This is a genomic window from Capnocytophaga felis, from assembly GCF_009684755.1.
Classification (GTDB): Bacteria; Bacteroidota; Bacteroidia; order Flavobacteriales; family Flavobacteriaceae; genus Capnocytophaga; species Capnocytophaga felis.
The window spans coordinates 67013-93698 of sequence record NZ_BLBC01000013.1 but is presented as its reverse complement, the minus strand read 5'-3'; the positions used below and the strand labels follow the sequence as shown (position 1 = coordinate 93698).

General features: G+C 36.6%; 26 protein-coding genes and 1 tRNA gene. 17 read left to right on the top strand and 10 right to left on the bottom strand.

The genetic code is table 11. The features are described from left to right. Positions 1 to 250: 250 nt before the first annotated feature. From GN105_RS10400 to GN105_RS10365, 8 genes are all read left to right on the top strand, one after another. Positions 251 to 1021, top strand: coding sequence for an enoyl-CoA hydratase/isomerase family protein (locus GN105_RS10400; protein ID WP_155285330.1), 771 nt, complete (start codon positions 251 to 253; stop codon positions 1019 to 1021). Next, positions 1018 to 1221, top strand: a complete 204-nt coding sequence (locus tag GN105_RS10395; RefSeq protein ID WP_155285329.1) for a hypothetical protein — start codon at positions 1018 to 1020, stop codon at positions 1219 to 1221. The genes GN105_RS10400 and GN105_RS10395 overlap by 4 nt, the downstream gene beginning before the upstream one ends. A gap of 516 nt (positions 1222 to 1737) precedes the next feature. Continuing rightward, positions 1738 to 2391: a PQLLE family protein gene (locus GN105_RS10390; RefSeq protein WP_155285328.1), complete on the top strand. Its 654-nt coding sequence runs from the start codon at positions 1738 to 1740 to the stop codon at positions 2389 to 2391. Between the two features lie 156 nt (positions 2392 to 2547). Then, entirely contained in the window at positions 2548 to 2694 is a 147-nt protein-coding gene (locus tag GN105_RS10385; protein ID WP_155285327.1) for a hypothetical protein, read from the top strand. 18 nt (positions 2695 to 2712) lie between these two features. Then, positions 2713 to 4416: a beta-N-acetylhexosaminidase gene (locus GN105_RS10380; protein ID WP_227977434.1), complete on the top strand. Its 1704-nt coding sequence runs from the start codon at positions 2713 to 2715 to the stop codon at positions 4414 to 4416. Positions 4417 to 4605: 189 nt separating this feature from the next. Then, positions 4606 to 5946, top strand: coding sequence for an alpha-L-fucosidase (locus GN105_RS10375; RefSeq protein ID WP_155285326.1), 1341 nt, complete (start codon positions 4606 to 4608; stop codon positions 5944 to 5946). 206 nt (positions 5947 to 6152) lie between these two features. After that, the gene (gene alr / locus GN105_RS10370) at positions 6153 to 7292 is read left to right on the top strand and encodes an alanine racemase (RefSeq protein ID WP_155285325.1); all 1140 of its coding nucleotides are present in this window, start codon (positions 6153 to 6155) and stop codon (positions 7290 to 7292) included. Positions 7293 to 7360: 68 nt separating this feature from the next. Beyond that, positions 7361 to 7433: transfer RNA gene (locus GN105_RS10365), tRNA-Met, on the top strand. Between the two features lie 62 nt (positions 7434 to 7495). On the opposite strand, the gene GN105_RS10360 is transcribed toward GN105_RS10365, so the two are convergent. Further along, positions 7496 to 9883, bottom strand: a complete 2388-nt coding sequence (locus tag GN105_RS10360; RefSeq protein ID WP_155285345.1) for a heavy metal translocating P-type ATPase — start codon at positions 9881 to 9883, stop codon at positions 7496 to 7498. A 117-nt stretch (positions 9884 to 10000) separates the two neighbouring features. On the opposite strand from GN105_RS10360, the gene GN105_RS10355 reads away from it, so the two are divergent. Genes GN105_RS10355 through GN105_RS10345 form a run of 3 tightly spaced genes read left to right on the top strand, consistent with a single transcriptional unit; the run spans position 10001 to position 12196 of the window. Next, positions 10001 to 10702 carry a Crp/Fnr family transcriptional regulator gene (locus GN105_RS10355; RefSeq protein WP_173015000.1) on the top strand — a complete coding sequence of 234 codons (702 nt, stop codon included), beginning with the start codon at positions 10001 to 10003 and terminating at the stop codon, positions 10700 to 10702. A gap of 19 nt (positions 10703 to 10721) precedes the next feature. Further along, positions 10722 to 11216, top strand: coding sequence for a YqiA/YcfP family alpha/beta fold hydrolase (locus tag GN105_RS10350; RefSeq protein WP_155285324.1), 495 nt, complete (start codon positions 10722 to 10724; stop codon positions 11214 to 11216). Between the two features lie 2 nt (positions 11217 to 11218). Continuing rightward, on the top strand, positions 11219 to 12196 hold the full coding sequence (locus tag GN105_RS10345; protein WP_155285323.1) for a glycosylasparaginase: 978 nt from the start codon (positions 11219 to 11221) through the stop codon (positions 12194 to 12196). Between the two features lie 60 nt (positions 12197 to 12256). On the opposite strand, the gene GN105_RS10340 is transcribed toward GN105_RS10345, so the two are convergent. Both GN105_RS10340 and GN105_RS10335 read right to left on the bottom strand, forming a co-directional pair. After that, on the bottom strand, positions 12257 to 12661 hold the full coding sequence (locus GN105_RS10340) for a lipocalin-like domain-containing protein (protein WP_155285322.1): 405 nt from the start codon (positions 12659 to 12661) through the stop codon (positions 12257 to 12259). Positions 12662 to 12896: 235 nt separating this feature from the next. Next, entirely contained in the window at positions 12897 to 13778 is an 882-nt protein-coding gene (locus GN105_RS10335) for a helix-turn-helix domain-containing protein (protein WP_227977374.1), read from the bottom strand. Between the two features lie 245 nt (positions 13779 to 14023). Here GN105_RS10335 and GN105_RS10330 point away from each other — a divergent pair, with 245 nt between their 5' ends. The 6 genes from GN105_RS10330 (at position 14024) to era (ending at position 19820) form a co-directional block, all read left to right on the top strand. Further along, complete coding sequence (locus tag GN105_RS10330; RefSeq protein ID WP_173014999.1) at positions 14024 to 14869, top strand: metallophosphoesterase; 846 nt, start codon at positions 14024 to 14026, stop codon at positions 14867 to 14869. A gap of 281 nt (positions 14870 to 15150) precedes the next feature. After that, positions 15151 to 15804 carry a hypothetical protein gene (locus GN105_RS10325; protein WP_155285321.1) on the top strand — a complete coding sequence of 218 codons (654 nt, stop codon included), beginning with the start codon at positions 15151 to 15153 and terminating at the stop codon, positions 15802 to 15804. A gap of 58 nt (positions 15805 to 15862) precedes the next feature. Next, the gene (gene hemB, locus GN105_RS10320) at positions 15863 to 16852 is read left to right on the top strand and encodes a porphobilinogen synthase (protein ID WP_155285320.1); all 990 of its coding nucleotides are present in this window, start codon (positions 15863 to 15865) and stop codon (positions 16850 to 16852) included. Positions 16853 to 17321: 469 nt separating this feature from the next. After that, positions 17322 to 18236: an OmpA family protein gene (locus GN105_RS10315; protein WP_155285319.1), complete on the top strand. Its 915-nt coding sequence runs from the start codon at positions 17322 to 17324 to the stop codon at positions 18234 to 18236. 36 nt (positions 18237 to 18272) lie between these two features. Further along, on the top strand, positions 18273 to 18839 hold the full coding sequence (locus GN105_RS10310; RefSeq protein WP_155285318.1) for a hypothetical protein: 567 nt from the start codon (positions 18273 to 18275) through the stop codon (positions 18837 to 18839). A gap of 99 nt (positions 18840 to 18938) precedes the next feature. Next, the gene (gene era / locus GN105_RS10305; protein ID WP_155285317.1) at positions 18939 to 19820 is read left to right on the top strand and encodes a GTPase Era; all 882 of its coding nucleotides are present in this window, start codon (positions 18939 to 18941) and stop codon (positions 19818 to 19820) included. Between the two features lie 31 nt (positions 19821 to 19851). Here era and GN105_RS10300 read toward each other — a convergent pair whose 3' ends face one another. The 7 genes from GN105_RS10300 to murC form a co-directional block, all read right to left on the bottom strand. After that, positions 19852 to 20238 carry a DUF6168 family protein gene (locus tag GN105_RS10300; RefSeq protein ID WP_155285316.1) on the bottom strand — a complete coding sequence of 129 codons (387 nt, stop codon included), beginning with the start codon at positions 20236 to 20238 and terminating at the stop codon, positions 19852 to 19854. Between the two features lie 2 nt (positions 20239 to 20240). After that, on the bottom strand, positions 20241 to 20471 hold the full coding sequence (locus tag GN105_RS10295; RefSeq protein WP_095896257.1) for an AtpZ/AtpI family protein: 231 nt from the start codon (positions 20469 to 20471) through the stop codon (positions 20241 to 20243). Continuing rightward, the gene (locus GN105_RS10290) at positions 20434 to 20847 is read right to left on the bottom strand and encodes a bactofilin family protein (protein WP_095896258.1); all 414 of its coding nucleotides are present in this window, start codon (positions 20845 to 20847) and stop codon (positions 20434 to 20436) included. Before GN105_RS10290 ends, GN105_RS10295 begins: the two co-directional genes overlap by 38 nt. Before the next feature lie 263 nt (positions 20848 to 21110). Beyond that, positions 21111 to 22952, bottom strand: a complete 1842-nt coding sequence (ftsZ, locus tag GN105_RS10285) for a cell division protein FtsZ (RefSeq protein WP_155285315.1) — start codon at positions 22950 to 22952, stop codon at positions 21111 to 21113. A gap of 18 nt (positions 22953 to 22970) precedes the next feature. Next, positions 22971 to 24347, bottom strand: a complete 1377-nt coding sequence (ftsA, locus tag GN105_RS10280; protein ID WP_155285314.1) for a cell division protein FtsA — start codon at positions 24345 to 24347, stop codon at positions 22971 to 22973. 144 nt (positions 24348 to 24491) lie between these two features. Continuing rightward, complete coding sequence (locus tag GN105_RS10275; protein ID WP_155285313.1) at positions 24492 to 25205, bottom strand: cell division protein FtsQ/DivIB; 714 nt, start codon at positions 25203 to 25205, stop codon at positions 24492 to 24494. Between the two features lie 30 nt (positions 25206 to 25235). Then, positions 25236 to 26579 carry a UDP-N-acetylmuramate--L-alanine ligase gene (gene murC / locus GN105_RS10270; protein WP_155285341.1) on the bottom strand — a complete coding sequence of 448 codons (1344 nt, stop codon included), beginning with the start codon at positions 26577 to 26579 and terminating at the stop codon, positions 25236 to 25238. Positions 26580 to 26686 lie beyond the last annotated feature (107 nt).

Sequence of the window (26686 nt, the reverse complement as noted above, 5' to 3'; positions counted from 1 at the left end):
CGATTTATTGCAGCAATTTCTTGAGATAAAGAATAACCAATGCAATAAAATACTTGAGATAAAGGCTATATCGTTTGAATATGTGTTCATAAATAATGAAAATCCCTGAGGAAAAGAAACTTTCTGTCAGGGATTTTTTAGTAATGGAATTGTTCGTATTGCTTAGGAATTTCAGCTGATGAATCTAAAAAAATAAACCAAAAGGCAATAATCTGTAAAAATATTACTACTTTTGGAAAAAAATAAGATTATGACAACAAACAGACAAAACGGTTCTTTATACACCAAAATCGAAAATAAAATTGCCACCATTGAGTTTGGGCATCCTAATGCGAATTCTTTTCCATTGGAACTTTTGGAAAGATTTGCCAAGGAATTGAAATTACTTTCCGATAATCCTGAGGTTTCTCTCATTCTGCTTAAAAGCGAAGGCGACCGAGCCTTTTGTGCAGGGGCTTCGTTCGATGAATTACTGGCAATAGAAACCGAAACGGAAGGCAACCGCTTTTTTAATGGCTTTGCAAATCTTTTTCTGGCAATGCGTGAATGTAAAAAGCTCATCATCGGGCGGGTACAGGGCAAAACCGTTGGTGGGGGAGTGGGGCTTATCGCTGCCTGCGACTATGTTTTTGCTACCGAGGCGGCAATCATTCGTTTATCGGAACTCTCGCTCGGAATTGGTCCTTTTGTGATTGCTCCCGTAATCCTCAGAAAGACCGGTCAAGCCGCACTCAACGAGCTTTTTATGGCTCCCGACCAATGGAAGAACGCCTATTGGGCTCAACAGAAAGGACTTTACGCACGCGTATTTGAAAACAGCAAGGAAATGGATGAAGCCATCGAATATTTCTTGGAAAAATTGTTGCAATCCAATCCTGTAGCTCTTTCCGAAATGAAACGCATCACTTGGCAACACACCGAACATTGGCTGGAAGAGCTTCCGAAGAATGCCGAAATCTCCGGAAAGTTAGTACTTTCCCAGCAAACCAAACAAATGTTAGCAAAATTCAAAAATCGATGATACTTTTATTACAAAATCCAAAACAAGAACAGCATTTAGAACAAATAAAACAAAAAATTGCTGAAGCTCCTGATAGTACTTATGAAATTAGTTTAATAATAGGTAGCTTTCTTCCTGTTATTGTGCTAAGTTTACTCGCATACCTTCTATATTCTTATATGAAAAAACGAGCAAATAAAGACCCTGAAATGTTTGATTGATGTATTTATAAAACAAAGGATTATACAGCACAATATCACCAGTGTAGAGGCGAAATATCTTTTGCCAAATATGAAAAAGATAAGAAATTTTTGCTTCTACAAGAGAAATCTAACAATGATTCGTCCAAACGTAGGGGCTTATTGCATCAGAATATTATAGTAAAGATAGAAAACAATAGATTTACGTATATAAAATACATTTCCGAGTGAGAAACGTATCAACATTCAGCCAAATGTAAGGGCTTATTGCATAAGCCCTTCAACAAAAATAATATTCAACACAAAATAAACCCCGTACAATGTAAAATAAAGTTGGTACAATAGGAAATGAAGTCCGTACATAGCAATATAAAGCCCGTACAATAGGAGATAAAACAAGTTCGGAAGGAAATAAAGTCCGTATGATGGGAAATGAAATGATTTTTGGTTGAAAAAGAGTGTTTTTGGAATGATTTTTGCTGTAAAATAAGTCTAAAAACAAAAAGAAATCTGACGTTTAATAAAAAAATGACGATTATGGCACAAAAAAGATTAACTATTGAGAAGTTCCAGAATTATGGAGCTATTTTTGAGAACATCAGCAAGAACGAAATGCTGAAAAACGAGCTGGCAGAGTACGGCTATGATGAACAAGAAATTGCCAAAGGGAAAGCCCTATATGACAATGCCGCACAAAAGCTCGACCTGAACAAAACCGAAACTGCCGAAGAGAAAATGGCATACGATACATTCAGCAAAAAGTTCGAGGAGTTGAAAAAATCATACACTACTGACCGTAAAAAGGCAAAAATTATCTTCAAAGATGAGGATACGATTCTTACCGTGTTGGCAATCAAGGGAGTTATGAGTATCCGAATTGGTGCAATGCTCGATGATGTCGATACTTTTTACAAGCAATTGCAAGCTAAAGAGGAACTTCGCACGCCTCTGAAAAGACTTAAAATTACCGATGAACATATCGCCGGACAACTTAAAGCCCTTACGGAGGTACGGCAGGCATATCTGCAATATACCAACGAAAAAGGCGAAAGCCAACAGGCAACCAAAAACAAAGATGCTGCCTTTGAGGCTTTGGAGAAATGGGTACGCGAATTTTACAGCATTGCTAAGATTGCACTGGAAGACCAGCCTCAATTGCTGGAAAGCCTTGGCAAATTTATGAGGAATTAATACAAAGAAAAGACGCTCTTCGGGGTGTCTTTTCTTATTTTTGAAATTTTCAGGAGCAAGCAATCCTTTGAAATAAATAAAAAATTGTAAATTTGTACCAAACAAATCGAAGTACTAAACGGATTTGAGTTAAAAAATATAAAGTTTTATAATATAATGGGCATTGTCAGGCTGAGCGAAGTCGAAGCCATTTATGTACAAGGCTTCGACTTCGCTCAGCCTGACACTCTAACTGATTGTATGTCTGTTACAATGCCTGAACAATACTTGATGAATGCAAATATGACTAAAAAAATTAATTAACAACATAAATTTAAACGTATGAAGAAATGTATCTTAGCCATTGCTTTGGCTTTTGCATTGGTTTCGTGCCAGGAGAAGAATCCGTATGCCGAAACTCAAAACGTAGTAAGCGACTATGCCTTAGTACCGCTTCCGCAGAAGTTGGAAATCCAGAACGGACGGCTTTTGCTGAACGACAAAACCAAGGTTTATTTTGACGACGAGCTTCAAAAAGAAGCCGAATTCCTGAAAGAATACATCAAGTTGCAAACAGGGATTGAAATTACCTTCGGAAACGAAGGCAAATTTGACAAAGGGATTTTCCTTCACATTGATGAAAAGATTAATGAGGAAGAAGGTTACAAAATCGACGGAAATTCCAATCTGATAGTCGTTAGCGGGAAGAATGCCCAAGGGGTTTTCTATGGATTGCAAACGTTACGGCAGATGATTAAAGAGGTTTCTGCCGAAAATGGAGAAAAACATTTTGTCATTTTGAGCGGAAAAATCGAAGATGCTCCCCGATTTGCTTATCGCGGAATGCATCTGGATGTAGGAAGGCATATGTTCCCGATGGAATTCATCAAAAAGTACATCGACCTGCTGGCACTGCACAAAATGAACAGATTCCATTGGCATCTGACCGAAGACCAAGGCTGGCGACTTGAAATTAAACAGTATCCGAAGCTGACCGAAGTGGGAGCGTGGCGTGAACAGACCGCCATCGGCAAGAACTTTCCGGGAGCTGCCAAAGATGCTGTCTTCAAAGGCGACGGAAAACGCTACGGAGGCTTCTATACGCAGGAAGAAGCCCGCGAAATTGTGAAATATGCCGCTGACCGCCACATCACAGTCATTCCCGAAATTGATATGCCCGGACATATGCTCGCCGCTTTGGCTGCATATCCTGAACTCGGCAACGGAACAGGTCCTTACAAAGTAGCCGAATACTGGGGAATCTTTGAACAGGTCTTGGCACCGAAGGAAGAAACCTTCCAATTCTTGGAAAATGTGCTTACCGAAGTAATGGATATCTTCCCAAGCGAATATATTCACATCGGGGGCGATGAAGCACCGAAAAAAGAGTGGAAAGAGTCTGCACAAGCTCAGGAAGTTATCAAACAATTAGGGTTAAAGGACGATACGGAGCCAAATCCTATCGATGGGAAGAAACATACGAAGGAAGAAAAGCTGCAAAGTTATTTCATAAGCCGTATAGAGAAATTCTTAAACAGTAAAGGACGACAAATCATCGGTTGGGATGAAATTTTAGAAGGCGGATTAGCCCCTAATGCAACCGTGATGAGTTGGCGAGGCGTAGAAGGTGGAATTGCAGCTGCAAAAGCCGGACATAAAGCCATTATGACTCCGGGAGGATATTGTTATTTTGACCATTATCAAGATGCAGTAGATGCTGAAACCAAACAGCCTTATCTGAGTATCTGTTGCCTTACTACAGTCGAGAAAACATACTCCTATGACCCCGTACCTGCCGAGTTTACTGAGGAACAAGCCAAACTTATCTTGGGAGTACAGGCAAATCTTTGGACAGAATATGTACATTCCCCCGAACAAGCCGAGTATATGGTAGCACCGCGTATGACAGCTCTTTCCGAAGTGCAATGGACACCCGTAGCACAGAAAGACTACAACCAATTTAAAGAGCGTATCACTTCTATCAGAAACATCTTTGATATAATGAAGGTGAATTACGCCAAACATATGTTTGACGAGAAAAAATAACTTACTCATATGATTCAAATCCCTTTCATCAATTGCAATGAAAGGGATTTGTTTTTTTAACAGAATAAAAGTAAGTATATTTTATCAAAAAACGTTTATAAAATTACTAACTTTGCCAAAGTTCAAACTCGCATAATGTAATAACATAACAGCATCAAAACCAATTATATTAAACCTAAAATCAAAAGTATGACAACAAAACGCATTTTAATGAGTATCATCGGGATTTTCTTCGGAATTGTTTTGGTAATGGCTCAACCCGATTACAAACTATCAGCTGAGAATCTCAAAGCAAGAGAAACATTTCAGGACGATAAGTTCGGAATCTTCATTCATTGGGGCATTTACAGTATGCTTGCCGATGGTGAATGGGTTATGCAAAACAAAAATCTGCATTGGCAGGAATATGAGAAGTTGGCTTCAGGATTTTATCCTTCAAAGTTCAATGCTGCCGAGTGGGTTTCCGCCATTAAGGCTTCGGGAGCGAAGTACATCACGATAACTACCCGCCATCACGACGGATTTTCAATGTTTGATACCCAACATTGCGACTATAACATCGTGAAAGCCACTCCGTTCAAACGCGACATCATCAAAGAGATAGCACAGGAGTGCCAAAAGCAGGGAATACGGCTACATTTGTACTATTCGCACCTCGATTGGCGTCGGGCGGATTACTATCCGTTGGGACGTACGGGCAAAGGCACGGGACGCACCACGCACGGCAAGTGGGAGGATTATCATACCTTTATGAAGAATCAACTTGCTGAATTATTAACCAATTATGGCAAGATAGGAGCCATTTGGTTTGACGGAATGTGGGATAAAGACATCTATCCTGACGGAATGACTGCCAAAACGTGGGATTTGAACGAGCAATACAAACTCATTCACGGTTTGCAACCTGCTTGCCTTATCGGAAATAATCATCATATCACTCCATTTGCTGGAGAAGATATTCAAATATTTGAACGCGACCTGCCCGGAGAGAACAAAGCCGGATTATCAGGGCAGGATATTAGCCGCTTGCCTTTGGAAACTTGCGAAACGATGAATGGAATGTGGGGATATAAAATTACCGACCAGAATTATAAGTCTGTCAAAACCTTAATTCAGTATTTGGTGAAAGCAGCGGGCAAAAACGCTAATTTACTGATGAATGTAGGTCCGCAACCTAACGGAGAAATCCCCGCCGTAGCTGTGCAACGCCTTAAAGAAATGGGACAATGGATGCAAACCTACGCTCCTACCATTCAGGGGACAAGAGGAGGCGTGATACCTCCGAGTCATTGGGGCGTAACTACTCAAAAAGGGAAAGTACTTTATGTACACGTCTTGGATTTGACTGACAAAGCCTTATTTTTGCCTTACTCAGGAAACAAACTTATCAAAGCTGTTGAATTTAAGACCAAAAAAGCCCTTAAATTTACCCAAGACAAAGACGGAATATTGCTAAAATTTCCACAAACACCCGAATCTCCCGATTATGTATTGGAACTCATCTTTGAAAAAGAGCTTCCAACCCTATAAAAGATAAAAAATCTGTCGGTAAATAAAAGAAAAAGAATTTTAAGTATAAAAATCGGTCGTGTTGTAAAAAGTATGATGATAGTTTCGATTGTCAGGCTGAGCGAAGTCGAAGCCTGTAATAATAAGGCTTCGACTTCGCTCAGCCTGACAGAAATATCCTCTTTTTAAGGTATCATACTTTTTACATCAACCCTAAAAATTAATATATGAATACAGAAAAAGAAGAGCAAAACGAACATATACCGATACAAGAAACCACTTTGGAAATCCGTTTGGATAACTTGGAACATAACGTGAAGTTCCTGAAAAGCAAATTGAAAGAAAATACGTTATTTATGGCTGTGGTGAAAGCATTTTCATACGGAAATAATCACTGTGAAATAGCCAAATATTTAGAGAAAAAGGACTTAGCAGATTATTTTGCAGTAGCTTATGCTTCGGAAGGTGTTGAATTACGCAAATCAGGAGTAACGAAACCTATTTTGGTGCTTCATCCGCAAGTGGCACACTTTCAGGATATTGTAAAGTATGAGTTAGAACCTACTTTGTATTCACATCGCACTTTGGAGGCATTCCTTGTTTTTGCCAAAGAACATCATTTGGAAGGTTATCCGGTTCATATTAAGTGTAATACGGGAATGAATCGCTTAGGGTTTCTTCCTCAGCAAATTGAAAACGTTTGTCAAATATTAGCAGATAAAAAGCAAGTTAGAGTAAGAACGGCATATTCACATTTATTGGCTTCGGAAGATAAAAACGCTGAAACTTATATGCAGGAGCAAATTCGTAAATTTGTGGAATGTCAGCAAATTATCGAAAAGTATTTTCCATATAAGGTGTTGTATCATAATTGTAATACTTCGGGCATTTTGAACTATCCGCAGGCACATTTTGATATGGTTCGCAGCGGAATTGGAATGTACGGTTTTGGAAATGATGCTGAATATCAAGCAAATTTCCGTCCGATAACCATTTTAAAAACGTTGATTTCACAAATTCACGATGTTCCCAAAGGCGGATATGTGGGATATAATTTTGGTTTTCAAGCCGAAACCCTTACTCGAACGGCAACCATTTCGGTTGGGCACGCCGATGGACTGAATAGAATTTACGGGAAAGGCGTTGGCTTTGTGTATATTAACGATAAAAAGGCTCCGATTGTAGGTAATGTTTGTATGGATATGCTGATGGTTGATGTTAGTGAAATCGACTGCCAAGAGGGCGATGAGGTAATTATTTTCGATGAAAAACACACTTCTGAAATCCTTGCTGAAACGGCACAAACTATTTCCTATGAATTAATTACATCACTTTCCAGAAGGATAAAACGCGTGTATGTGGAATAGTTTCGTTGGATTTTTTTGTAAATAAGTTTGGTAGTATAAAATATTGTTGTATATTTGCACCCAGAAATCGCGGGATAGAGCAGTAGGTAGCTCGTCGGGCTCATAACCCGAAGGTCACAGGTTCGAGTCCTGTTCCCGCTACAGGGTTTAAAAAGAGTGATTGTTAACAATCACTCTTTTTTATTTGTAATCAGTAAGTTGAGTTATTTCAATTTTCTTGCCGCTATATTTGTATTCAGAGTCGTGAAAAGCACGATAGTAATTGAGCTCAAGGGCATCAGAATGGCTGCTACCAAAGGAGATAAATGCCCTAAAACAGCAAATGAAATTCCGATAATGTTGTACAGAAACGAAAGGAAGAAACTCCTTTGAATGATTCGGATTGATGTTTGAGAAAGTTTCAGGAATATTCCCAAATCACTTATTCTGGTAGAATCCATAATCCCATCGCAGGCAGGGGAAAATACATTTACATTTTCGGCTAAGGCAATTCCTACATCGCTCTGTTTTAAAGCTCCGGCATCGTTCAGTCCGTCACCAATCATCATTACTTTTTCTCCTTTCTTTTGTAGTGATTCGATGTAATTTAATTTATCGTTGGGTTTTTGATTGAACAAAATAGTAGAATTAGGAGGAAGTAATTTTTCCAATGTATCTCGCTCACTTTCATTGTCTCCCGAAAGAATTACCAACCTATATTGGTTCGCCAAGGATTTGAACAAATTCGAAATTCCTTTTCGGTAAGAGTTATTGAAAATGAAACAACCTTTATAGATTCCGTTTAACGAAATATGCACACTTGTTTTGAGATTGTCTTTATCTGTTTCTTTACCGACAAATCCGGCGGAACCTATTTTTACGGAAATTTCGTCCGTTTGAGCTTCGATTCCTTTTCCTGCTATTTCTTTGAAATCGTCAATGAAAACAGAGGTGTACGAAACGGTTAAATAGTCGTAAATTTGCCGACTAAGCGGATGGTTAGAATTTCGTAATGTTTTCTTTATAACTTTTTGTTCTTCAATGGATAATTCAGTTCCCAGATAAGTCAAATCTGATTTGTTGGCGGTGGTAATTGTACCTGTTTTATCGAAAATAATGGTGTCAATTTTTGCCATTTTTTCAATAACCTTGCTATTTTTCAGATACAATTTACGTTGTCCGAAAATACGCAGCATATTTCCCAAAGTAAAGGGAGCAGAAATAGCCAAAGCACACGGGCAGGCGATAATCAAAATAGCCGTAAATACGTTCAAAGGCATCACGGGGTCAGCGAGATTTTTGTATGCCAAATAAATCCACACAAACAAGGAGATGAAAGATATTGCTAAGATTATGATTGTGAAATATTTACTTACTTTATCTGTTAATGTTTTGAATTTATCATCTTTGTCTTTGCTGAAAATTTCATTACTCCAAAGTTGAGTTAAATAACTTTGTGAAATTCCTTTAAGTGCTTCAATTTCAATGGCTCCTTGTGTTTGTTTTCCACCTGCAAAAAGCTTATCGCCGCTAATTTTTTGTACAGGATTGGCTTCACCCGTCACAAAACTATAATCTATATGAGCTTCACCTCGAATCAGAATAGCATCTACGGGGATAAGTTCTTGATTTCTAATAAGAAGCCTGTCTCCTTGTGCAATATCGTAAACTTGAACACTTTCCTCCTTTCCATCAGGAAGAATTTTAGTAATTCCAATAGGGAAATAACTTTTGTAATCCCTTTCAAAGGAAAGAAAACTATACGTTCGTTGTTGGAAAAATTTTCCGATTAAAAGTAAGAAAACCAAGCTGTTAAGACTATCAAAAAATCCTTGACCAGAATCTGTGAAAATGTCATAACAACTACGTACAAACATTGCCAAAATTCCCAGAGCCAAAGGAATATCAATGTTTAAAATCTTGCTTCTGATGCCTTTGTATGCCGAAATGAAATAATCCGAAGCAGAGTAAAACATTACGGGAAGTGACAAAATTAGCATTATCCAACGAAAGAACGGTTTGTACTGCTGAATCCAAAATTCATCGGTTTCAAAATATTCAGGAAAAGAAAGCAACATTACGTTTCCGAAGGCAAAAGCCGCAACGCCTAATTTGTAGTAAATCTGTCGGTTAGGTTTGTTTTTCTTTGTCTGATAATCTTCTAAACTTATGTATGGAGAATAACCGATATGAGCCAGTAACAATACCAATTCTTTAAGAGAAATCTTTTCGGAATTGAAAGTGATGCGTACTGTTTTTTGAGGAAAATTAACCACCGAGCCTCCTACCGCCGAATGTAATCTGTCTAAATTTTCAAGTACCCAAATGCAAGAACTACAATGAATATGAGGAATGTACAGGTTTACGATTTGAATATTTCCGTCGTTAAACTCAAGTAATTTTTCTACGATTTTATCATTATCCAAGAAGGAATATTTTTCTAACGATTCCTCAGAACGAGCCCCCGGATTTTGTTCAAGGTCGTAGTAAGATGACAGATTATTTTCAGAGAGAATTTCGTAAACCGTTTTGCATCCTAAGCAGCAGAAAACCTTGTTATCTACCGAAAGAGGCTCATTATCAAATTCATTTCCGCAATGGTAACAGTTCATATCAGGGTGTGTTTTTGCTTTGCGTGTAAAAAAGTAAATCAGGCAAGCATTATTTCCCCGCAAAGATATGATAATTATCATAAAAATTTTATCTTTGCGAAGAAATACAAAAACATTATGAAAAACCAAACCGATACAAAGTGTGAGCATTGTTCTGTTCGGCATCAAAAGATATTAAAAACGCTGAGCGATGGTGAGCTTCGTATCATTTCTGATTGTAAAACTGCTTCGGTTATCAAAAAAGGAGAGGTCATCTTTGAAGAAGGTGATGTACTTGCAGGTGTTTATTGTATTAAAGAAGGAATTTGTAAACTTAGTAAACTGAGTGCCAACGGGAAAAGCCAAATTGTACGCTTTGTGGGAAAGGGCGATATTTTGGGGCAGCGAAGTGTGATTTCCAATGATTCGGTGAATTTGACGGCGGTTGCCCTTACGGATATAAAAGCTTGTTTTATTCCAAAAGACGAAGTGTTTAATTTTTTTGCCACTAACACTGATTTCTCCATTGAAGTATTTCGTAATGTGTGTGACGAACTTAAAAAAGCGGATAACACAATTGTTGATTTGGCACAAAAAACCGTAAAACAACGATTGGCAGATACATTGTTGTTCTTGGAGGATAACTTCGGAACTGACGAAAAAGGTTATATAAACATTCAGCTTTCACGGGAAGAAATCGGGAATATGATAGGCTCTGCAACAGAATCACTCATCAGGATGCTTTCCGAGTTTAGTAAAAATAATTGGATTGAAACCCAAGTAAAGAAGATTAAAATACTCAATAAGAAAAAGTTAGAAAAATTGTCGTTAGGCAATTAATCGTAAAATTCCTCATAAAATGAAAATATTGTACTTACACGGTTTGGATAGTTTTCTGCAAGATGACCGACGGGAAGTTTTGCAACGGTACGCAAGGGTTTTTGCTCCCGTTTTGGATTACAAAAATACGCCCAATCTGTTTCAAGCCTTGCAGGAAGAATACCACGATGTAGATGTGATAATCGGGTCAAGTGCCGGAGGATTAGTAACTTATTATTTGGCTCAAGCGTTGCAAAAACCTTGTTTGTTGTTCAATCCGGCGTTGGCTTTCCGTGGTGAAATGCCCATAAAAACAGACTTTAATCGGCAGTACAATCAATATATGCAAATAGTAATCGGGTTGCAAGATGAGGTCATTCCGCCTTGGCAATCTTTGGAATTACTTCGTAGTGATATTTCTGAAAATCAGAATATTGAAATCCATTTGATTAATAAAATGGAACATTCCTATCCGATTGACATCTTCCGAAAAGAAACCGAATTTTTCATAAAAATGATTCACCAAAATTTATAGAAATGAAAACCATCTATTTTTTTGCAATTCCTTTATTTTTAGTTGCTTGTAAATCAAATTCGTCAGAAAAAACTGCTACAACAGAAGCTTCTGTTAATGTTAAACCTGTGGTTATCAGCACTTGGAATCACGGATTGCCCGCTAATGATGCGGCTTGGAAAATTCTTGCTTCGGGAGGAAATGCTTTGGATGCTGTTGAAAAAGGCGTGATGACTGCTGAGGCTGACCCCGAAGAAACATCGGTGGGATATGGCGGCTACCCCGACCGTGAGGGGAATGTAACGCTTGACGCCTGCATTATGGACAGTCATAACAATGCCGGTTCGGTGGCTTGCTTGAAAAATATCAAACACCCCATTTCGGTAGCTCGTTTGGTGATGGAAAAAACGCCTCACGTGATGCTTGTGGGCGAAGGAGCTAAGCAATTTGCTATTTCACAAGGATTTAAAGAAGAAAATTTACTTACTGAAAAATCAAAAAAAGCCTACGAAGAATGGCTAAAAACTTCGCAATACAAACCCATTATCAACATTGAAAACCACGATACGATTAGTATGTTGGCATTGGACGAAAACGGAAATCTTTCGGGAGCTTGCACCACCAGCGGAATGGCTTGGAAAATGGCAGGTAGAGTAGGCGATTCGCCCATCATTGGCGGAGGTCTGTTTTTGGATAACGAAGTGGGAGCAGCTGCGGCGACAGGCTTGGGCGAGGCGGTTATCCGTACGGCGGGCAGTGCGATGGTAGTGGAACTGATGCGACACGGAAAATCTCCGCAAGAGGCTTGTGAAATCGTTACCAAACGCATTTATGATTTGTATAAAAACTCGCCCGAATTGGAACATCTGCAAGTGGGTTTTATCGCTTTGAACAAAAAAGGAGAAATTGGGGCATTTTGCGTTAGGAAAGGATTTAATTACGCACTGCAATCTAAAAATCAACAAAATACACTCATTGATGCAACTTATATGATGGAGTAAAAAGAAAACTCCCAAGAAGTAAGTTTAAAATTTCTTGGGAGTTTTTTGCGCTCATACAAATTATTTCTTTTTAAAAACTTGTACGATGATGAGTTCCTTACCATTCTCCATTTCTTTATGAGTTGTGGTCAAAGTACTACCTTTGATTGAATAAGTAAAAGTTAGTGTCTCGTTGTTTGTATTTGTAAGGGTAATTGTATCTCCGGAAACAACATAGCTTCCTTTATCTTGCTCATCCTCTACACACTCTCCATTGTCATTTTTGGAATAGAGTACCGTAGTGTAAGTTTTACTGGAGAAATTATTGTACGACTTTTTCATACACTCATCAATAGGGAAAGCAACTCCATTTTCAGATGCAGATTCCAAATACCAAGTTCCTTCAAGACTAGCATCCTCATCTTTTCCGCACGAAATAACTAACGTTCCTAAGGCTACAAAAGCCAACATAATGATTTTTTTCATTGGTAATAAAATTAAAATTAGTGCGGCAAAGATATGATTTACCCCCCCCCATTTAGTTAATTGTTTGTTAAAAAACAACTGACTATTGTTAAATTTATTTGGTCAGTTGAAATGAAGGAAGATAATTTGCAAGGTGATAGTGAGATAAACAGATGTAATCTTCTTATTTTTCAATGGTTGGTTAATAATTGAATAAAGTGTAAGAATTTCAGGTTTTGGGATTTGTTTTTTCTTTCTAAAGTGATTGTGCGTATCTTCTGTTATTCCGAATTGTTTTTATGATGACTTTGATTACTATACAAATAATGCCTATTAAACTCCATAAGGTAATAACTACAGGAAAATCAAGTTTATCAAAAAGTCTTGCTAAAATAGGAAGCATAGGTACAGAAAGTATAATAATTAAAGTATCATAGTTTTGATTTACCTCGTAGGTCTCAATGAGGTTTTCTGAATGTAATCCTTCTTGAATATACATTAAATCACGGGTTTTGAAAGTAACTGACCTTTCTTTTATGTACTTTCCGTCACGGTAAGTGATTATGAAATAAATATTTCCAAGTTTTGTGCTCTCTATTTTTGTTGCTACAATATGCTTACGTTCAATATATGGAACTGCCCCCGAAGAAAACCACATTATAAGGAAAATCACTATCAAAAGAATAACCGCAAAACCAGTTGCAAAAATAGCTAAACCAGTGTTGTTCAAAAAGAAAAGTACAATGGCTATTATAGTAGACAATAATGTTGTAATAAATATAACTCCTAATGACTTAAACAAATACGAAATAGATTTCTCGTAAGTTTTTGTTATATTTTCAGGAATAACAGACCTATTGATTATCAGTTTATCGTTGAAGATATGCAGATACTCGTTTACACCTTGTAAGGTTCGCAAGGGTTTTTCTGTTATAGTTTCAGTAATCAGAGCCTCGTAGGAAGTACCCAAAGTTTTTAAAATACGTTTTAAAGTTTCTCCCGAAGGATTGCTCTCTGCATTTTCCACCCGTTGAACCGTTCGGAGCGAAACTCCCGCTTGAGCTGCCAATTCTTCTTGCGAAAGGCATTTAACTTTTCGTAATTCCTTAATTTTTTGTGATAGTTTTTCGATATTCATAGTTTCCTGATTTTTCGCAAAGATATGGGGATTTCAGCTTTTTTCTCTAATTTTTGATATGTCTTTTTTACGTCATTTTGCTTTGTGAGCTATTGCCAAAGAAAAATTGAAAAATATAAAGAGTGTAAAAAATGTCAATCTAAGCAAAAAAATAAAATCGGAATGTTTTCCGTTTGTAAAGATTTTTTGAATTATTATGGCATAAAAATTGTTATGTTTTCTTTTGGTTTTAAAAGAAAAATCCGGTGAATAGACGAAGTTTTATAAAGAAAAGTTTTTTGGGAGCTGTGGGCATAACGGCTTTGACGGGTTTGTACGCTTGGAGAATTGAGCCTCATTGGCTGGAGTTTGTCCGTGTGAAAATGCCTGTCAAAAATCTCCCTGAATCGTTGGTTGGGAAAACTTTAATGCAGATAAGTGATATTCACACGGGGAATCGGGTAGATAATTCTTATTTAATAAATTCGCTGAAAAAGGCAAAGGAATATAATCCTGATTTTGTGGTATATACAGGAGATTATATCACGCTTCATCAAGAGCGGTTGATTCGTGATAAACTTGAAGAAGTATTTCAAGAAAGCGTTCAAGGAAAGTTGGGTACAGTTGCTATTTTGGGAAATCACGATTACGGATTGAATTGGAGCGACCCCGAAGTTGCTAACCAAATAATAAAAATAATTGAAAAAGAAGGGATTACTGTGCTGAGAAATTCCTCTGTTGAAATAGAAGGATTAAATTTTATTGGACTTGATGATTATTGGGCAAAGCAAACTGATGCAGAAAAAGCCTTTGCAGATTATGAGCCAACCAAAGCGAATATTATGCTTTGCCACAATCCTGATGTTTGTGATTTGAATGTATGGCACAATTACGAAGGTTGGATTCTTTCTGGGCATACACACGGAGGACAATGCAAACCGCCTTTTTTGCCACCTCCGATACTTCCCGTGAAAAATAAAAATTATACCGCAGGAAAATTCAACTTATCCAACGCAAGAACACTTTATATTAATCGCGGATTGGGACATTCACAGAAAATTCGGTTGAATGTTCGCCCTGAAATTACTATCTTTGAGCTTGAAAAAGGGTAAATTATAAAAAACAATCCTAAAAAGGACAAAGTTTACAATTTTTTAATACCTTTGTGGGAGGTAATATAAAAAGTATGATGCCTTAAAAAAGAAGTGTTTTTGTCAGGCTGAGCGTAGTCGAAGCCTTATCATTACAAGGCTTCGACTACGCTCAGCCTGACAATTAGAACTACCATTATACTTTTTATAACTCGACCTCTTTGTGCTAATAGGAAATCTATTTTTTATATTTTGGTATTATTCCAAAGTATCTATAAAACCAAAGTTTTAGCTTTATAAAAATGAACAGAAAAATTGTATTAGTTATATTGATATTGTCTGTTTATCTTGGTTGTGCACAAAAGCAACTGACTCAAACAGAATTGGAAACAATGTTTAGCAAGGATTGGTGTGCTTGTTTGGAAAAAGAATCTGTAGGCAAAGATGGAGAGCAAATTCCCCAAATATGGGTGGATTGTGTAGCCAAAATAATGAAACAATACACTGAAAATGAGATTTTATATGCTGATATACGTAAATTTGCAATGCTGAATTATCCTGATTCAAGCTTATCAGATTATGAAAGAGAAAGGCTTTTTGGAAAGCAATTAGGAAAAAAAATGCTTGTACAATCACTTGATAATTGCGATATCTATCTGAAAGGAATGAGTGATTTTAAAACATCTTATATCAGAAAAGCAACACAAGATGCTTCTTCTGAAGACAAAAAAGAAGTGGAAATGCTTATAAAGAAAATACAAGAGGTATTGGACGAAGTTGACATTAATAAAATGAACGATGCACAGAAAAATCAGATAGGTGAGTATTATGTTCTTTTAGGACTGTTATATGAATTTAAGGGTGATAAATCTCTTGCAATACTTCAATACGATAAGGCTATAAAACTTGTTCCATATAATTATAAAGCAATTGCTTTCAAGAAATTAATAAACTAAAAAATACTTTTTTAGATTGTTTAATTTTTTTAATATTTTAATTTTTTGAACGAAAAATATGTATCCATTAAGAAGAAACCGAAGATTGCGTACCACCGAAGCCATTCGTAGTTTGGTTCGTGAGACTATCGTTACGCCTGATAATTTTTTGGTGCCACTTTTTGTGGTGGAAGGCAAAGGTGTAAAAGAAGAAATCGCCTCAATGCCAAATTATTACCGATATAGCTTGGATTTGCTTGAAAAAGAAGTGAAGGAACTTTGGAAATTAGGTTTGAAATCGGTGTTATTGTTTGTGAAAGTTCCTGACAATTTGAAAGATAACAAAGGAACGGAAGCCGCTAATCCTAACGGATTAATGCAACGTGCCATTAAAACTGTGAAAAATGCCGTTCCGCAGATGTTGGTAATGACTGATGTAGCACTTGACCCGTATTCTGTTTACGGGCACGACGGAATTATCGAAAACGGACAAATTGCCAACGATGCCACAGTAGATGCCCTTTGCCAAATGAGCCTTTCACACGCTCAGGCAGGTGCCGATTTTGTTGCTCCCAGCGATATGATGGACGGAAGAATATTGAATATCCGTGAAACATTGGAAAATAATGATTTCCAGAATGTTGGGATAATGTCGTACAGTGCCAAATATGCTTCTGCTTTTTATGGTCCTTTCCGTGATGCTTTGGATAGTGCTCCTGTTGATATTCAGGATATTCCGAAAGACAAAAAAACCTACCAAATGGATTATCACAATCGTTTGGAAGCCATCAGAGAAACCCGAATGGATATCGAAGAAGGAGCAGATATCGTGATGGTAAAGCCCGGATTGTGTTATCTGGATATTGTTCGTGAGGTAAAAAATATGTCGGAAGTTCCCGTTGCGGTGTATCAGGTTTCGGGTGAATATGCAATGCTTAAAGCGGCTGCCGAAAAAGGCTGGCTTAACCACGATGCCGTGATGCTCGAACAAGTAACTGCTATCAAAAGGGCGGGAGCCGACATCATCGCTTCTTATTTTGCTAAAGATGTAGCTAAATTAATAGGTTAAAAATATAGAAATCACACAGATAATAATGAAATTTGAAGGTGATGTAAAACAAGTATGATGCCTTAAAAAATTTCTGTCAGGCTGAGCGAAGTCGAAGCTTTATTATTACAGGGCTTCGTTACATACTCCGCAGTGCGGACTTTGCTCAGCCTGACAATCGAAACTATCATCATACTTTTTACAACACGACCTGAAATTTATGTCTGTGTGATTTTTTTATAGGACGAAATATTACTAAGTTTTTGTATTTTTCTGAAGCTTATATGCTGAAAAATAGGAATATGGCATAAAGTAATGTTAAAGTTTAACCGCTGATTTTGAGATGTTTTTGTGTATGTACTTGAAAGTCAGTTTGTTTTACTTTCTTATTTTCTTAAAATATTGTTATTCAGGAGTTTTTATGTTAAAATAGAGTTGCTTTATTTACATATCTTTTGTTACTTTGTAACTGTATTTCAACAAGAAAACTATGAAACAACTTTTTTACTTACTTGGTATTTTATTGACTGTCATTCTTGGTGCTTTTTTGCAGTATCATTTTTGTTGTCAGGCAGTTTGTTGCTCCAATAATTCCTCTGAACAGACTGTAAAAGAAGAACTTCCTAAGGAAAAGCAAAAAACATTAGGTTTTTTGATTGTTACCCATCCTTTGAAATTAGAGCATACGGATAATTTCAAGTTTACTAAAAATTCGTATGAAATTCGTCCCGTAGTAGCGGAAATAGATGTTTTAATTGACCAATCGAAAGAACATTTTAAAGAAAATGAATCTAAAGTATTGGAAATTATTGGATTGTATTCTTCAGATGAAACGAATCACTCTGTTTTTCCTACGATTGGTTTAGCGAGGGCTAATGTCGTTAAAATGTACTTCGAGAAAAGAGGATTTCCGTCCCAACAGTTAAAAATTTCAGACCGATTGGAGCAAGGCATAGGAAAAAATTTAGATGAGGCAGATATTGCAACAGCTTTTCAAGTAATAGAGATAACTGCTGAAAGTCAGTCAGAAAAAATGGAGTCTTTTAAGGCTTTTGCCAAAGAACTTCGTGAAAATCCTATCCGATTGTACTTTGAAACAGGAGAATCACACATTAATCTCACAATGGAAGAACGTGAAAAAATCCAAAAGTTGAACGATTATATTTCACACGTGGAAGGAGCTTGCGTACAAGTTGTTGGGCATACGGATAACGTTGGAAAACGACCTTCCAATTTGCGTTTGGGAGAAGAAAGGGCTGCTTTTGTGAAATCGTATTTGGTTAAAAATCATTTTCCTGAGTTACTTGTTGAGGTAATTTCACACGGACCGGATAAACCCATTGCAAGTAACAAAACCGAAGAAGGGCGAGCCAAAAACAGAAGAGTTGAAATTACTTTAGAATAATCAAAATAAACTGTTAATCATTAAATTACAAAAAATATGTTGTGTTGGATTATACCTATTATCGTTGGACTTATTTGTGCTTTGTTGGGTTATTTACTTGGCAAACGTTGTGTGTGTAAAAAATTAGATGATTGTGAAGCAATCCGTGAAAATATGCGGAAGGATTTTGAAAAGGAACGTTCTGATTTTCAAAAGATACGATTTGATTTAGAAGAGAAACTTAAATCTAAGGAAAATGAGATTTTTGGATTCCGAAGCCAAATAAAAGATTTGGAAAAACCGCCGGTACCTCAATTTGTATTTGATGAAGAAGCTGCAAAACTTGTTTTTGGTAAGAAAATTAAAGAAAACGATTTGACAATCGTTGAAGGCATAGGACCTAAAATTCAGGAATTGTTTAAGGAAAACGGAATTGCTACTTGGAAGAAACTTTCGGAAACATCAGTGGAAAGGCTTAAAGAAATTCTTACAATTGGAGGAGAGCGGTTTATGATTCACAATCCTGGCACGTGGGCTCGTCAAGCAGAGTTGGCGTATCAAGGCAAATGGCAGGAACTTAAAGATTGGCAAGACTTCCTTGTAGGAGGTGTGGAGCCATCATAGTTATACAGTTTTTTAAGGATTAAAATGGTTTGTTTTTATGGCAAACCATTTTTTGTGTTTATTTTTTTCAGTACATTTGCGTATTTAATTTCTTGTTTTATGCACAAATCAGGTTTTGTAAATATTATAGGCAATCCCAATGTTGGGAAATCTACTTTGATGAATGCCTTTGTTGGTGAGAGGTTGTCCATAATTACTTCAAAAGCTCAAACGACAAGGCATCGTATTTTTGGAATTGTAAGTGGTGATGATTTTCAAGTTGTATTTTCGGATACTCCCGGAATTATTAAACCGGTTTACGAATTGCAACATTCAATGATGGATTTCGTGAAAAGTGCCTTGGAAGATGCCGATATTCTCATTTATATGGTTGAAGTGGGGGAGAAAGAACTCAAAGATGAAGTTTTTTTTGCGAAAATAAATAAAATGAATGTTCCAATTCTTCTTTTAATTAACAAAATTGATAAATCTTCACAAGAAGAATTGGAAAATCAGGTTGCTTATTGGAAAGAAAAAGTTCCAAAGGCAGAAATTTTTCCGATTTCAGCTTTGGAAGGTTTTCAAACTGGGGAAGTATTCAATCGTATTTTAGAATTATTGCCCGAATCACCTCCTTTTTTCCCAAAAGACCAATTGACGGACAAACCCGAACGATTTTTTGTTAATGAAATCATCCGTGAGAAAATTTTACTGAATTACAAAAAGGAAATTCCGTATGCGGTTGAGGTTGAAACAGAGGCTTTTGTTGAATACGAACAAATCATTCATATCCGTTCGGTAATTATGGTGGAGCGTGAAACTCAGAAAGGAATTATCATCGGTCATAAAGGTGAGGCACTCAAGAAGGTAGGTGTACAGGCTCGTGCCGATTTAGAGAAATTTTTCGGAAAACAAATTCATATTGAGATATTTGTAAAAGTAAATAAAGATTGGCGTTCCAACACACGGCAATTAAGGCGATTTGGCTACAAAGAAAATTAGTGAATTTAAAGAACACAGATTTGTGTTCTTTTTAGTTTTCAATTCTTTGTTTGATTAATTTTACTGTGAAAATAGCTTCTATAATTGTGAAAATGAAGTAAGGAATTACCACAAATAAGGCATCGGAGATGGGAGTTTTTTCCGTATTATTTATTAAAGGAAAAATAAAAATGATAATGGCTATCATACGGATTAAAGCCGTCCCCAGAAAAGCAAATGCAGTGTATTTTCTTAAAAATAAATGGATTGTGTAAATAATACTTATTACACAAACAGATAAACTGAAATGAAATAAACAAACTTTGTCAATTCCTAAAAAAGACGAAATTCCGTACTTGCCAACAATAGTTTCCAAAGAAAAATACGTCAGACCAGTCAGGGCAATTATAAGAAGAAAAAAGCGAAAAAAAATACTCATAATCAAGATTTATCAGACATATTCATCACTTGCCTGATTACGGAATATATAGCCACAAAAACTCCTAAAAGAGAGAGAACCACAGTGAATAAGGGATATAGATTAGGAAATTTTCCGTCCAACCAATCGCCCAAAAAAACACAAATGGCTATGGTAATAGCCATTTGTAATCCCGCTTGGGAGAATTTTATCCACTTATTTAGTTGCTTTGTCGGCAATTTGTAATTTTTCATTCGAAATCTGAGGTTTAGAGCCTTTCATAGTACACGAAACATTGAAAATAGCTCCGGGTTCAATAGATAATTTATCCGTAAAAACCTCTCCTTCAATTACTGAAGTTGATTTTAAGCTTAGTACGCCATTTACGCGCAATGTTCCTTCAATTTTACCTTCAACATCTGCGTTTTCGCAAATAACCACACCTTTGATAAGTCCTGTTCTTCCAACAACTAACTTTCCGCTTGTTTGGAAATTTCCTTCAATCTCACCATCAATTCTAAAATCAGTTTTAGAAATTATATCTCCTTTAAATTTTGTTTCAGCAACGATTCTGTTGCTACTTCCTGATGATGTGTTTTCAGCCATAACTTTTTTATTTTCTTTAAACATAATTTTCTATTTTTAGAGAGATTAAAAATTATTCCCCAAAGTTAATCTTTTTTTAAATATAAAAAAAGAAATAAAAATCTTTTTTGAAATCATTGAAAAAAGAAGCTAAGAAAACGATTTCATTATTTGATGATTGGTTTTCTGTCAAAGATTTGATTTTTAGGCATTTGTTTTTTGTTGAAATGAAACATTCCAATACAAATTTCTGTATTGGAATGCTAAGAAAATTTAAAAATTTATTTGTTATGAGAGTATTTTCAACATTAATCTACATTGTCGTGTAGGAACGAATTGTTTCTGCGTATTTGATATTCACCAGAGCTGTCCTTGCTGATTGAAGTTCTTGACTGGTTGTTTTCAGAATAGTTGCTTGATGAACCAAATACGTGATTATAATTTTGTAATCGATTTGAACGCCTTGCCATAACATCTGAAATTCTGCTGTTTACAGGGTCAATTTCTTGAGATTCTTCATCCAAAAACATACTCATCTGTCCTTGTTCGTCAATGTTTGTAGATTTTGGAGTTTCAATCTCTTCTTTTCTGTAAAGGATGAATTCATTTCGGTTTTCCTCCATTGTGGAACGGGAAGAAAATGGTTTGGCTTCGTTAAAAGTTTTCTCCAACTCCATATAATCTTCCAACGAATGGCGAATTTCCCCTTTCTGGTTTACAGTTGGAGTGATTTGTTTTGGCTCTTCGTAATCCTCATTAATATCACTACTCAAATGAAAGAAAACAGGTGTATCGGAATTTTTCTTGATTTCTTTGATAGGCTCTTGTTTTATAACTCTTTGAGGTTGAACCCGTTCCTTTGCTGCATATGAATTGTTATTCAAAGTAGCTTTAGGTTTTTCAACAATCGTGAAAAGCTGCTCTGGAGAAAGTACTTCGCAATCAACCCAAATGTTGAACAATTCAGCGAGAGAAGAGGCCTGAGGATTTGATTTCTTTTCTTGATGAGAAGGAGCGGTAGGTGTCGGGTAAACAGGCTGCCACTCATTTGTGTTTACAATTGGAGCATTACGTTCCGTTAAGTCGTGTATAATAGGCTGAGTATCATCAAGTACGTGAATAACTTTTTTGGTCTCACCACTAACAATTTCGTGTTGTTGATTAGCATCAAATCCTGTGGCAATTACTGTAACTGACAAAGCATCACCTAATGATTCATCTTCACCAATACCAGTGATTAAGTCAGCCATATTTTCACCTGCTTGCATCTGAACATAATTGCTGATTTCTTCAATTTCCTTAGTTGTTGCTTGTTTGCTTCCGTAAACGATTAGCAATAAGGCATTTTTAGCTCCGGTAATTTTGTTGTCATTTAACAGAGGAGAATTTAAAGCTCCTGAAATAGCCTCGAAAGCTCTGTTTTCTCCTTCGGCGATTGCAGAACCCATAATTGCAGTTCCTCCCTCTCCAAGTACAGTGCGAGCATCATTCAAGTCGATGTTTACAATATAGTGCTTACTGATTACCTCAGCCATTCCTTTGGCTCCTTTCAAGAGGATTTCGTCAGCTTTAGCGTAACTATCTCTGATACCCAAGTCTCCGTAGATTTCAGAGATTTTGTTATTATTGATAACAATCAATGAATCAACACATTCTCTTAATTTTTTGATTCCTGCTTGTGCTTGTTTACTTCTTTTTAGGCCTTCATAAGTAAAAGGAGATGTAACAATAGCCACGGTTAAAATTCCCATTTCTTTGGCTTGTTTGGCAATTACGGGAGCTGCTCCGGTTCCAGTTCCACCACCCATTCCTGCTGTGATGAAAACCATTTGTGTGTTCCCTTCCAGAACTTTACGAATTTCCTCCAAGCTTTCTTCGGCTGCTTTTTCACCAATTTCAGGGTCTGCACCGGCACCTAATCCTTCTGTTAGTGTTACTCCTAATTGAATTTTATTGGTAACCGGACTATTTTCAAGGGCTTGGGCATCTGTATTACAAATAACGTAGTCCACTCCCTTTATTCCTTGAATATGCATATGGTTCACAGCATTACACCCACCGCCACCAACGCCTATAACCTTGATAATATTGCTTTTACCTTTGGGTAAGTCAAATTTCAATCCTGTGTTGTTCATATCATTTGTACTCATAACTATTTGTTTTATTATTTATTCGTCGCTACTGTCTAAAAAATCTTTAATTCTTTTGCCTAACCTTTCCCAAACTCCTCTTGGCTTTCTTTTAACTTCTTCCTCATTTTCAGTATTTTCATCTGGAGAAGAATCAAAATCTTGAGATGCGGAAGGTTCCGGATGTACAACTTCGGGTTGAGGAGAAGTAATTTCCTTTACTGCCTCCAGTTTTTGTCGGATAATTTCTTCCATTTCATAATCAATTGCACTCATTACCAATCCAATAGATGTTGAATAGATGGGAGAGATTACCTTTGTGTCCGAATTGTTTGCTAAATGTTCGTTAGGATAACCAATACGGGTATCCATTCCGGTTATGTATTCTACCAATTGCTGAATGTGTTTTAATTGGCTTCCACCGCCTGTAAGCACAATGCCTGCGATTAGTTTCTTTTTGTGTTCTTCGTGTCCGTAACTTTTTATTGTATTGAAAACCAAATTGATAATTTCACTTACACGAGCGTGGATTATTTTTGAAAGGTTTTTCAGAGTAATTTCTTTCGGTTCTTTGCCTTTAATTCCAGGAATTGAAACGATTTCATTATCGCGATTTTCCCCTGGCCAAGCTGAACCAAATTCTACTTTTAACATTTCGGCTTGTCTTCCTAAAATGCCACATCCTTCTTTAATGTCTTCTGTGATGATATTTCCTCCCATTGGAATTACTGCCGTATGCCGAATGATTCCATCTTTGAAAATTGCTACGTCAGTAGTTCCGCCACCGATGTCAACCAAAGCTACTCCCACGTCTTTTTCTTCCTCACTGAGAACAGCATTAGCAGAAGCCAAAGGTTCAAGCGTAAGATTTGTGAATGTCAGCCCTGATAATTCTACACATCGGGTAATACTTTTGATAGAATTTAACTGCCCGATTACCAAATGAAATGAAGCATCTAAGCGGGAACCAATCATTCCGATAGGCTCTCGAATATCGTCTTGGTCATCCACCTTGTATTCTTGCGGTAATGCGTGAATTATTTTTTGCCCAGGAGACAAACCAATGCGATATACTTGCTGTTTTAGTTGCTCAATGTCTTCAATGTCAATGAGTTTTTCTGCGTCAGGACGAATGATGTAATCACTATGTGAACGGCTCAAGATGTGTTGACCTGCAATTCCTACAACAACATCCTTAATTTGTAATCCCGTTTTTTCTTCCGCATCACGGATTGCTTCAAGAATTGATTGCGTTGTTTTTGTAATATTATGAACTACACCTTTGTTTATCCCTTCACTTTTAGCTTGCCCGTAGCCTAATATTTCAATTTTTCCATATTCATTCTTGACTCCAACCATCGCGACAATTTTTGTTGTCCCGATATCTAAGCCAACGTAATATTTTTTATGTTTCATATCATTATGCTTCATATTTTTTTTCGTGTTAAGATGTTAAATTGCAGATTGTAAATGAATTTATTTGTTAAATTCCAATCTTTTTCTGAAAATATTAACTACTTTTCAATAACATAAAAACTCCAAAAACGCAAAAATAAACAATTATTTCGTACAAACCACCTGATTTGAATATTTTAAATTAACAATTTTATAAACATTTAAGGTTTTGCTTTTTTCCATTTGTTTGTAAAATGCTTTTAGATTTGCTTTTTTCTGTTCCATTCCCTCCAAATCTCCCCAAATAACAACAAAACTTGCTACCCGCATTTGGAATTCGTATTCGCCGTTGCGTTTTACCTTAATTTCGGTAATGTTTTTTGTTAGAAAATCATCATTTTGTATGAATTTTATTAAATCGTATGTGTTTTCCCAATATTTTTCATTAACATTGCCGGTAATTAGAGGAACTCTTGCCGAAAACGAATCGGAAAGAGGCATTTTCTTGCCTTGAGAGTCCATATAAAAGAATTTTCCATTCTCATAAAACCGTGCAATGGGCTGGCGTTGTTTTACGCTTACGTTCAGAATTCCGTCAATTGTACAAAAAACTTCCGATTTTTCAACCATTGCGTGATTGTCCAATAACTTTTCTATTTCGTTGAGTTTCAATAAACCCAATTGATTTGCGTTGTGCGAGTTGTTAAGAACCATTCTGCGTACCGTTTCGTCCGTGATGTACATATCCGAGCTTTGATGATCAACACGTACTTCTTTGATAACCCGAACTTTATTTCTGCTTGATGCGAAAACTTGTAATGAAACGGGCAACAAAATAATTGTTATTATTTTTAATATTTTTCGTAATTTGGTTTTCATTTATTACAAATAAATCAACAAAAATCAATTTTATAAGAAAGATTTTTTAATTCTCTCAACTTCCGCCCCGATGTCGCCTGCACCAACGGAGAGCAATAATTTCGGTTGTTTTTCTTTCAGTAACGGAATTAAATTTTCTTTCGACACCAAAGTTTTTTGTTTGCTTCGGATTTTTTCTAATAATTTTTCCGAAGAGATTTCTTCAATAGGCAACTCCCTTGCAGGATAAATGTCTAACAGAATTACATTGTCGAATTTGGATAAACTTTCGGCAAATTCATCCATAAAATCGCGTGTTCGGGTGAATAAATGCGGCTGAAAAACAATGGTTTTCTTGATTTTCGGATACATTTCGTCCACCGCCTGAAAAAGTGCATTGATTTCCGATGGGTGATGTGCGTAATCGTCAATGAAAACGAAATCTTTTTCCTTAATGATGTACGAAAATCGGCGTTTTACTCCTTTGAACGTTGCCAAAGCCGACAATAATTTTTCGGCGGGAAATCCTGCTCGTACGCCCATCGCTACCGCTGCCAAAGCATTCGACAAATTGTGTCTACCTGGTTTGGGAAATACATAATCTTTAAGAACGTTGTTAGTATAATGAAAATCAAAGTGATACATACCGTTTTCGATGCGAATGTTTTGAAAACTGAAATCAGAATTATCTTCCAAACCGTAGGTTTTTCCGTTTATTTTCAGTCCGTTACATATAATTCGATTTTCATCAGATTTGATTTTGTCGGCAAAATCACGGAATCCTTTTTCAAATTCTTCTTTATTCCCGTAGATGTCCAAATGGTCGGCATCCATTGAGGTAATGCACGCAATATCAGGCGATAATCTTAGGAAAGAACGATCAAATTCGTCAGCTTCCACAACTGTAAATTCACTTCCGTGAAGTACCAAATTGCTGTTGAAATTTTCAGCAATTCCGCCTAAAAATGCACTTACCGAAGCCCCGCTTTCTACCAAAATATGAGTCAAAATGCTCGATGTTGTGGTTTTCCCGTGTGTTCCCGCCACCGCCAAACAGAAACTGTTTTCGGTAATCATTCCTAAAATCTCAGAACGTTTAAACACTTGATAACCATTCTTTTGAAAGAATATCAACTCGGCGTGTTCCTTAGGAACGGCGGGCGTATAAATTACCAATGTTTTTTCAGTGTTTTTAAAATGGGTCGGGATATTTGCTTCATCTTCCGTAAAGTGGACTTTAATTCCTTCGCTTTCAAGAGTGTCGGTAATTTCTGTTGGCGTGCGGTCATATCCGCAAACATTCTTCCCGATGGCTTTGAAATAACGAGCCAATGCCGACATCCCGATACCTCCAATCCCGATGAAATAAACGTTTTGTATGTTGTTGAAATTGATTTTCATAGTGTTTTTGTTTAGCAATTTAAAATAATTGAAAGATTAAAAAGATTTAATAATTAAAAGATTAACTCTTGTTTTGCCCTCCTTTATCTCTTTTATTTGAT

Bases quoted from the DNA above. Each gene is read 5' to 3' on its own strand.
- ftsA (WP_155285314.1), bottom strand. From the start codon at position 24,347: ATGAAACATAAAAAATATTACGTTGGCTTAGATATCGGGACAACAAAA.
- GN105_RS10395 (WP_155285329.1), top strand. From the start codon at position 1,018: ATGATACTTTTATTACAAAATCCAAAACAAGAACAGCATTTAGAACAA.
- GN105_RS10360 (WP_155285345.1), bottom strand. From the start codon at position 9,883: ATGAACTGTTACCATTGCGGAAATGAATTTGATAATGAGCCTCTTTCG.
- alr (WP_155285325.1), top strand. From the start codon at position 6,153: ATGAATACAGAAAAAGAAGAGCAAAACGAACATATACCGATACAAGAA.
- hemB (WP_155285320.1), top strand. From the start codon at position 15,863: ATGTATCCATTAAGAAGAAACCGAAGATTGCGTACCACCGAAGCCATT.
- GN105_RS10355 (WP_173015000.1), top strand. From the start codon at position 10,001: ATGAAAAACCAAACCGATACAAAGTGTGAGCATTGTTCTGTTCGGCAT.
- GN105_RS10390 (WP_155285328.1), top strand. From the start codon at position 1,738: ATGGCACAAAAAAGATTAACTATTGAGAAGTTCCAGAATTATGGAGCT.
- GN105_RS10295 (WP_095896257.1), bottom strand. From the start codon at position 20,471: ATGAAAAATTACAAATTGCCGACAAAGCAACTAAATAAGTGGATAAAA.
- era (WP_155285317.1), top strand. From the start codon at position 18,939: ATGCACAAATCAGGTTTTGTAAATATTATAGGCAATCCCAATGTTGGG.
- ftsZ (WP_155285315.1), bottom strand. From the start codon at position 22,952: ATGAGTACAAATGATATGAACAACACAGGATTGAAATTTGACTTACCC.
- GN105_RS10325 (WP_155285321.1), top strand. From the start codon at position 15,151: ATGAACAGAAAAATTGTATTAGTTATATTGATATTGTCTGTTTATCTT.
- GN105_RS10385 (WP_155285327.1), top strand. From the start codon at position 2,548: ATGGGCATTGTCAGGCTGAGCGAAGTCGAAGCCATTTATGTACAAGGC.
- GN105_RS10400 (WP_155285330.1), top strand. From the start codon at position 251: ATGACAACAAACAGACAAAACGGTTCTTTATACACCAAAATCGAAAAT.
- GN105_RS10310 (WP_155285318.1), top strand. From the start codon at position 18,273: ATGTTGTGTTGGATTATACCTATTATCGTTGGACTTATTTGTGCTTTG.
- GN105_RS10375 (WP_155285326.1), top strand. From the start codon at position 4,606: ATGACAACAAAACGCATTTTAATGAGTATCATCGGGATTTTCTTCGGA.
- GN105_RS10340 (WP_155285322.1), bottom strand. From the start codon at position 12,661: ATGAAAAAAATCATTATGTTGGCTTTTGTAGCCTTAGGAACGTTAGTT.
- GN105_RS10380 (WP_227977434.1), top strand. From the start codon at position 2,713: ATGAAGAAATGTATCTTAGCCATTGCTTTGGCTTTTGCATTGGTTTCG.
- GN105_RS10275 (WP_155285313.1), bottom strand. From the start codon at position 25,205: ATGAAAACCAAATTACGAAAAATATTAAAAATAATAACAATTATTTTG.
- GN105_RS10290 (WP_095896258.1), bottom strand. From the start codon at position 20,847: ATGTTTAAAGAAAATAAAAAAGTTATGGCTGAAAACACATCATCAGGA.
- GN105_RS10350 (WP_155285324.1), top strand. From the start codon at position 10,722: ATGAAAATATTGTACTTACACGGTTTGGATAGTTTTCTGCAAGATGAC.
- GN105_RS10300 (WP_155285316.1), bottom strand. From the start codon at position 20,238: ATGAGTATTTTTTTTCGCTTTTTTCTTCTTATAATTGCCCTGACTGGT.
- GN105_RS10335 (WP_227977374.1), bottom strand. From the start codon at position 13,778: ATGAATATCGAAAAACTATCACAAAAAATTAAGGAATTACGAAAAGTT.
- GN105_RS10345 (WP_155285323.1), top strand. From the start codon at position 11,219: ATGAAAACCATCTATTTTTTTGCAATTCCTTTATTTTTAGTTGCTTGT.
- GN105_RS10315 (WP_155285319.1), top strand. From the start codon at position 17,322: ATGAAACAACTTTTTTACTTACTTGGTATTTTATTGACTGTCATTCTT.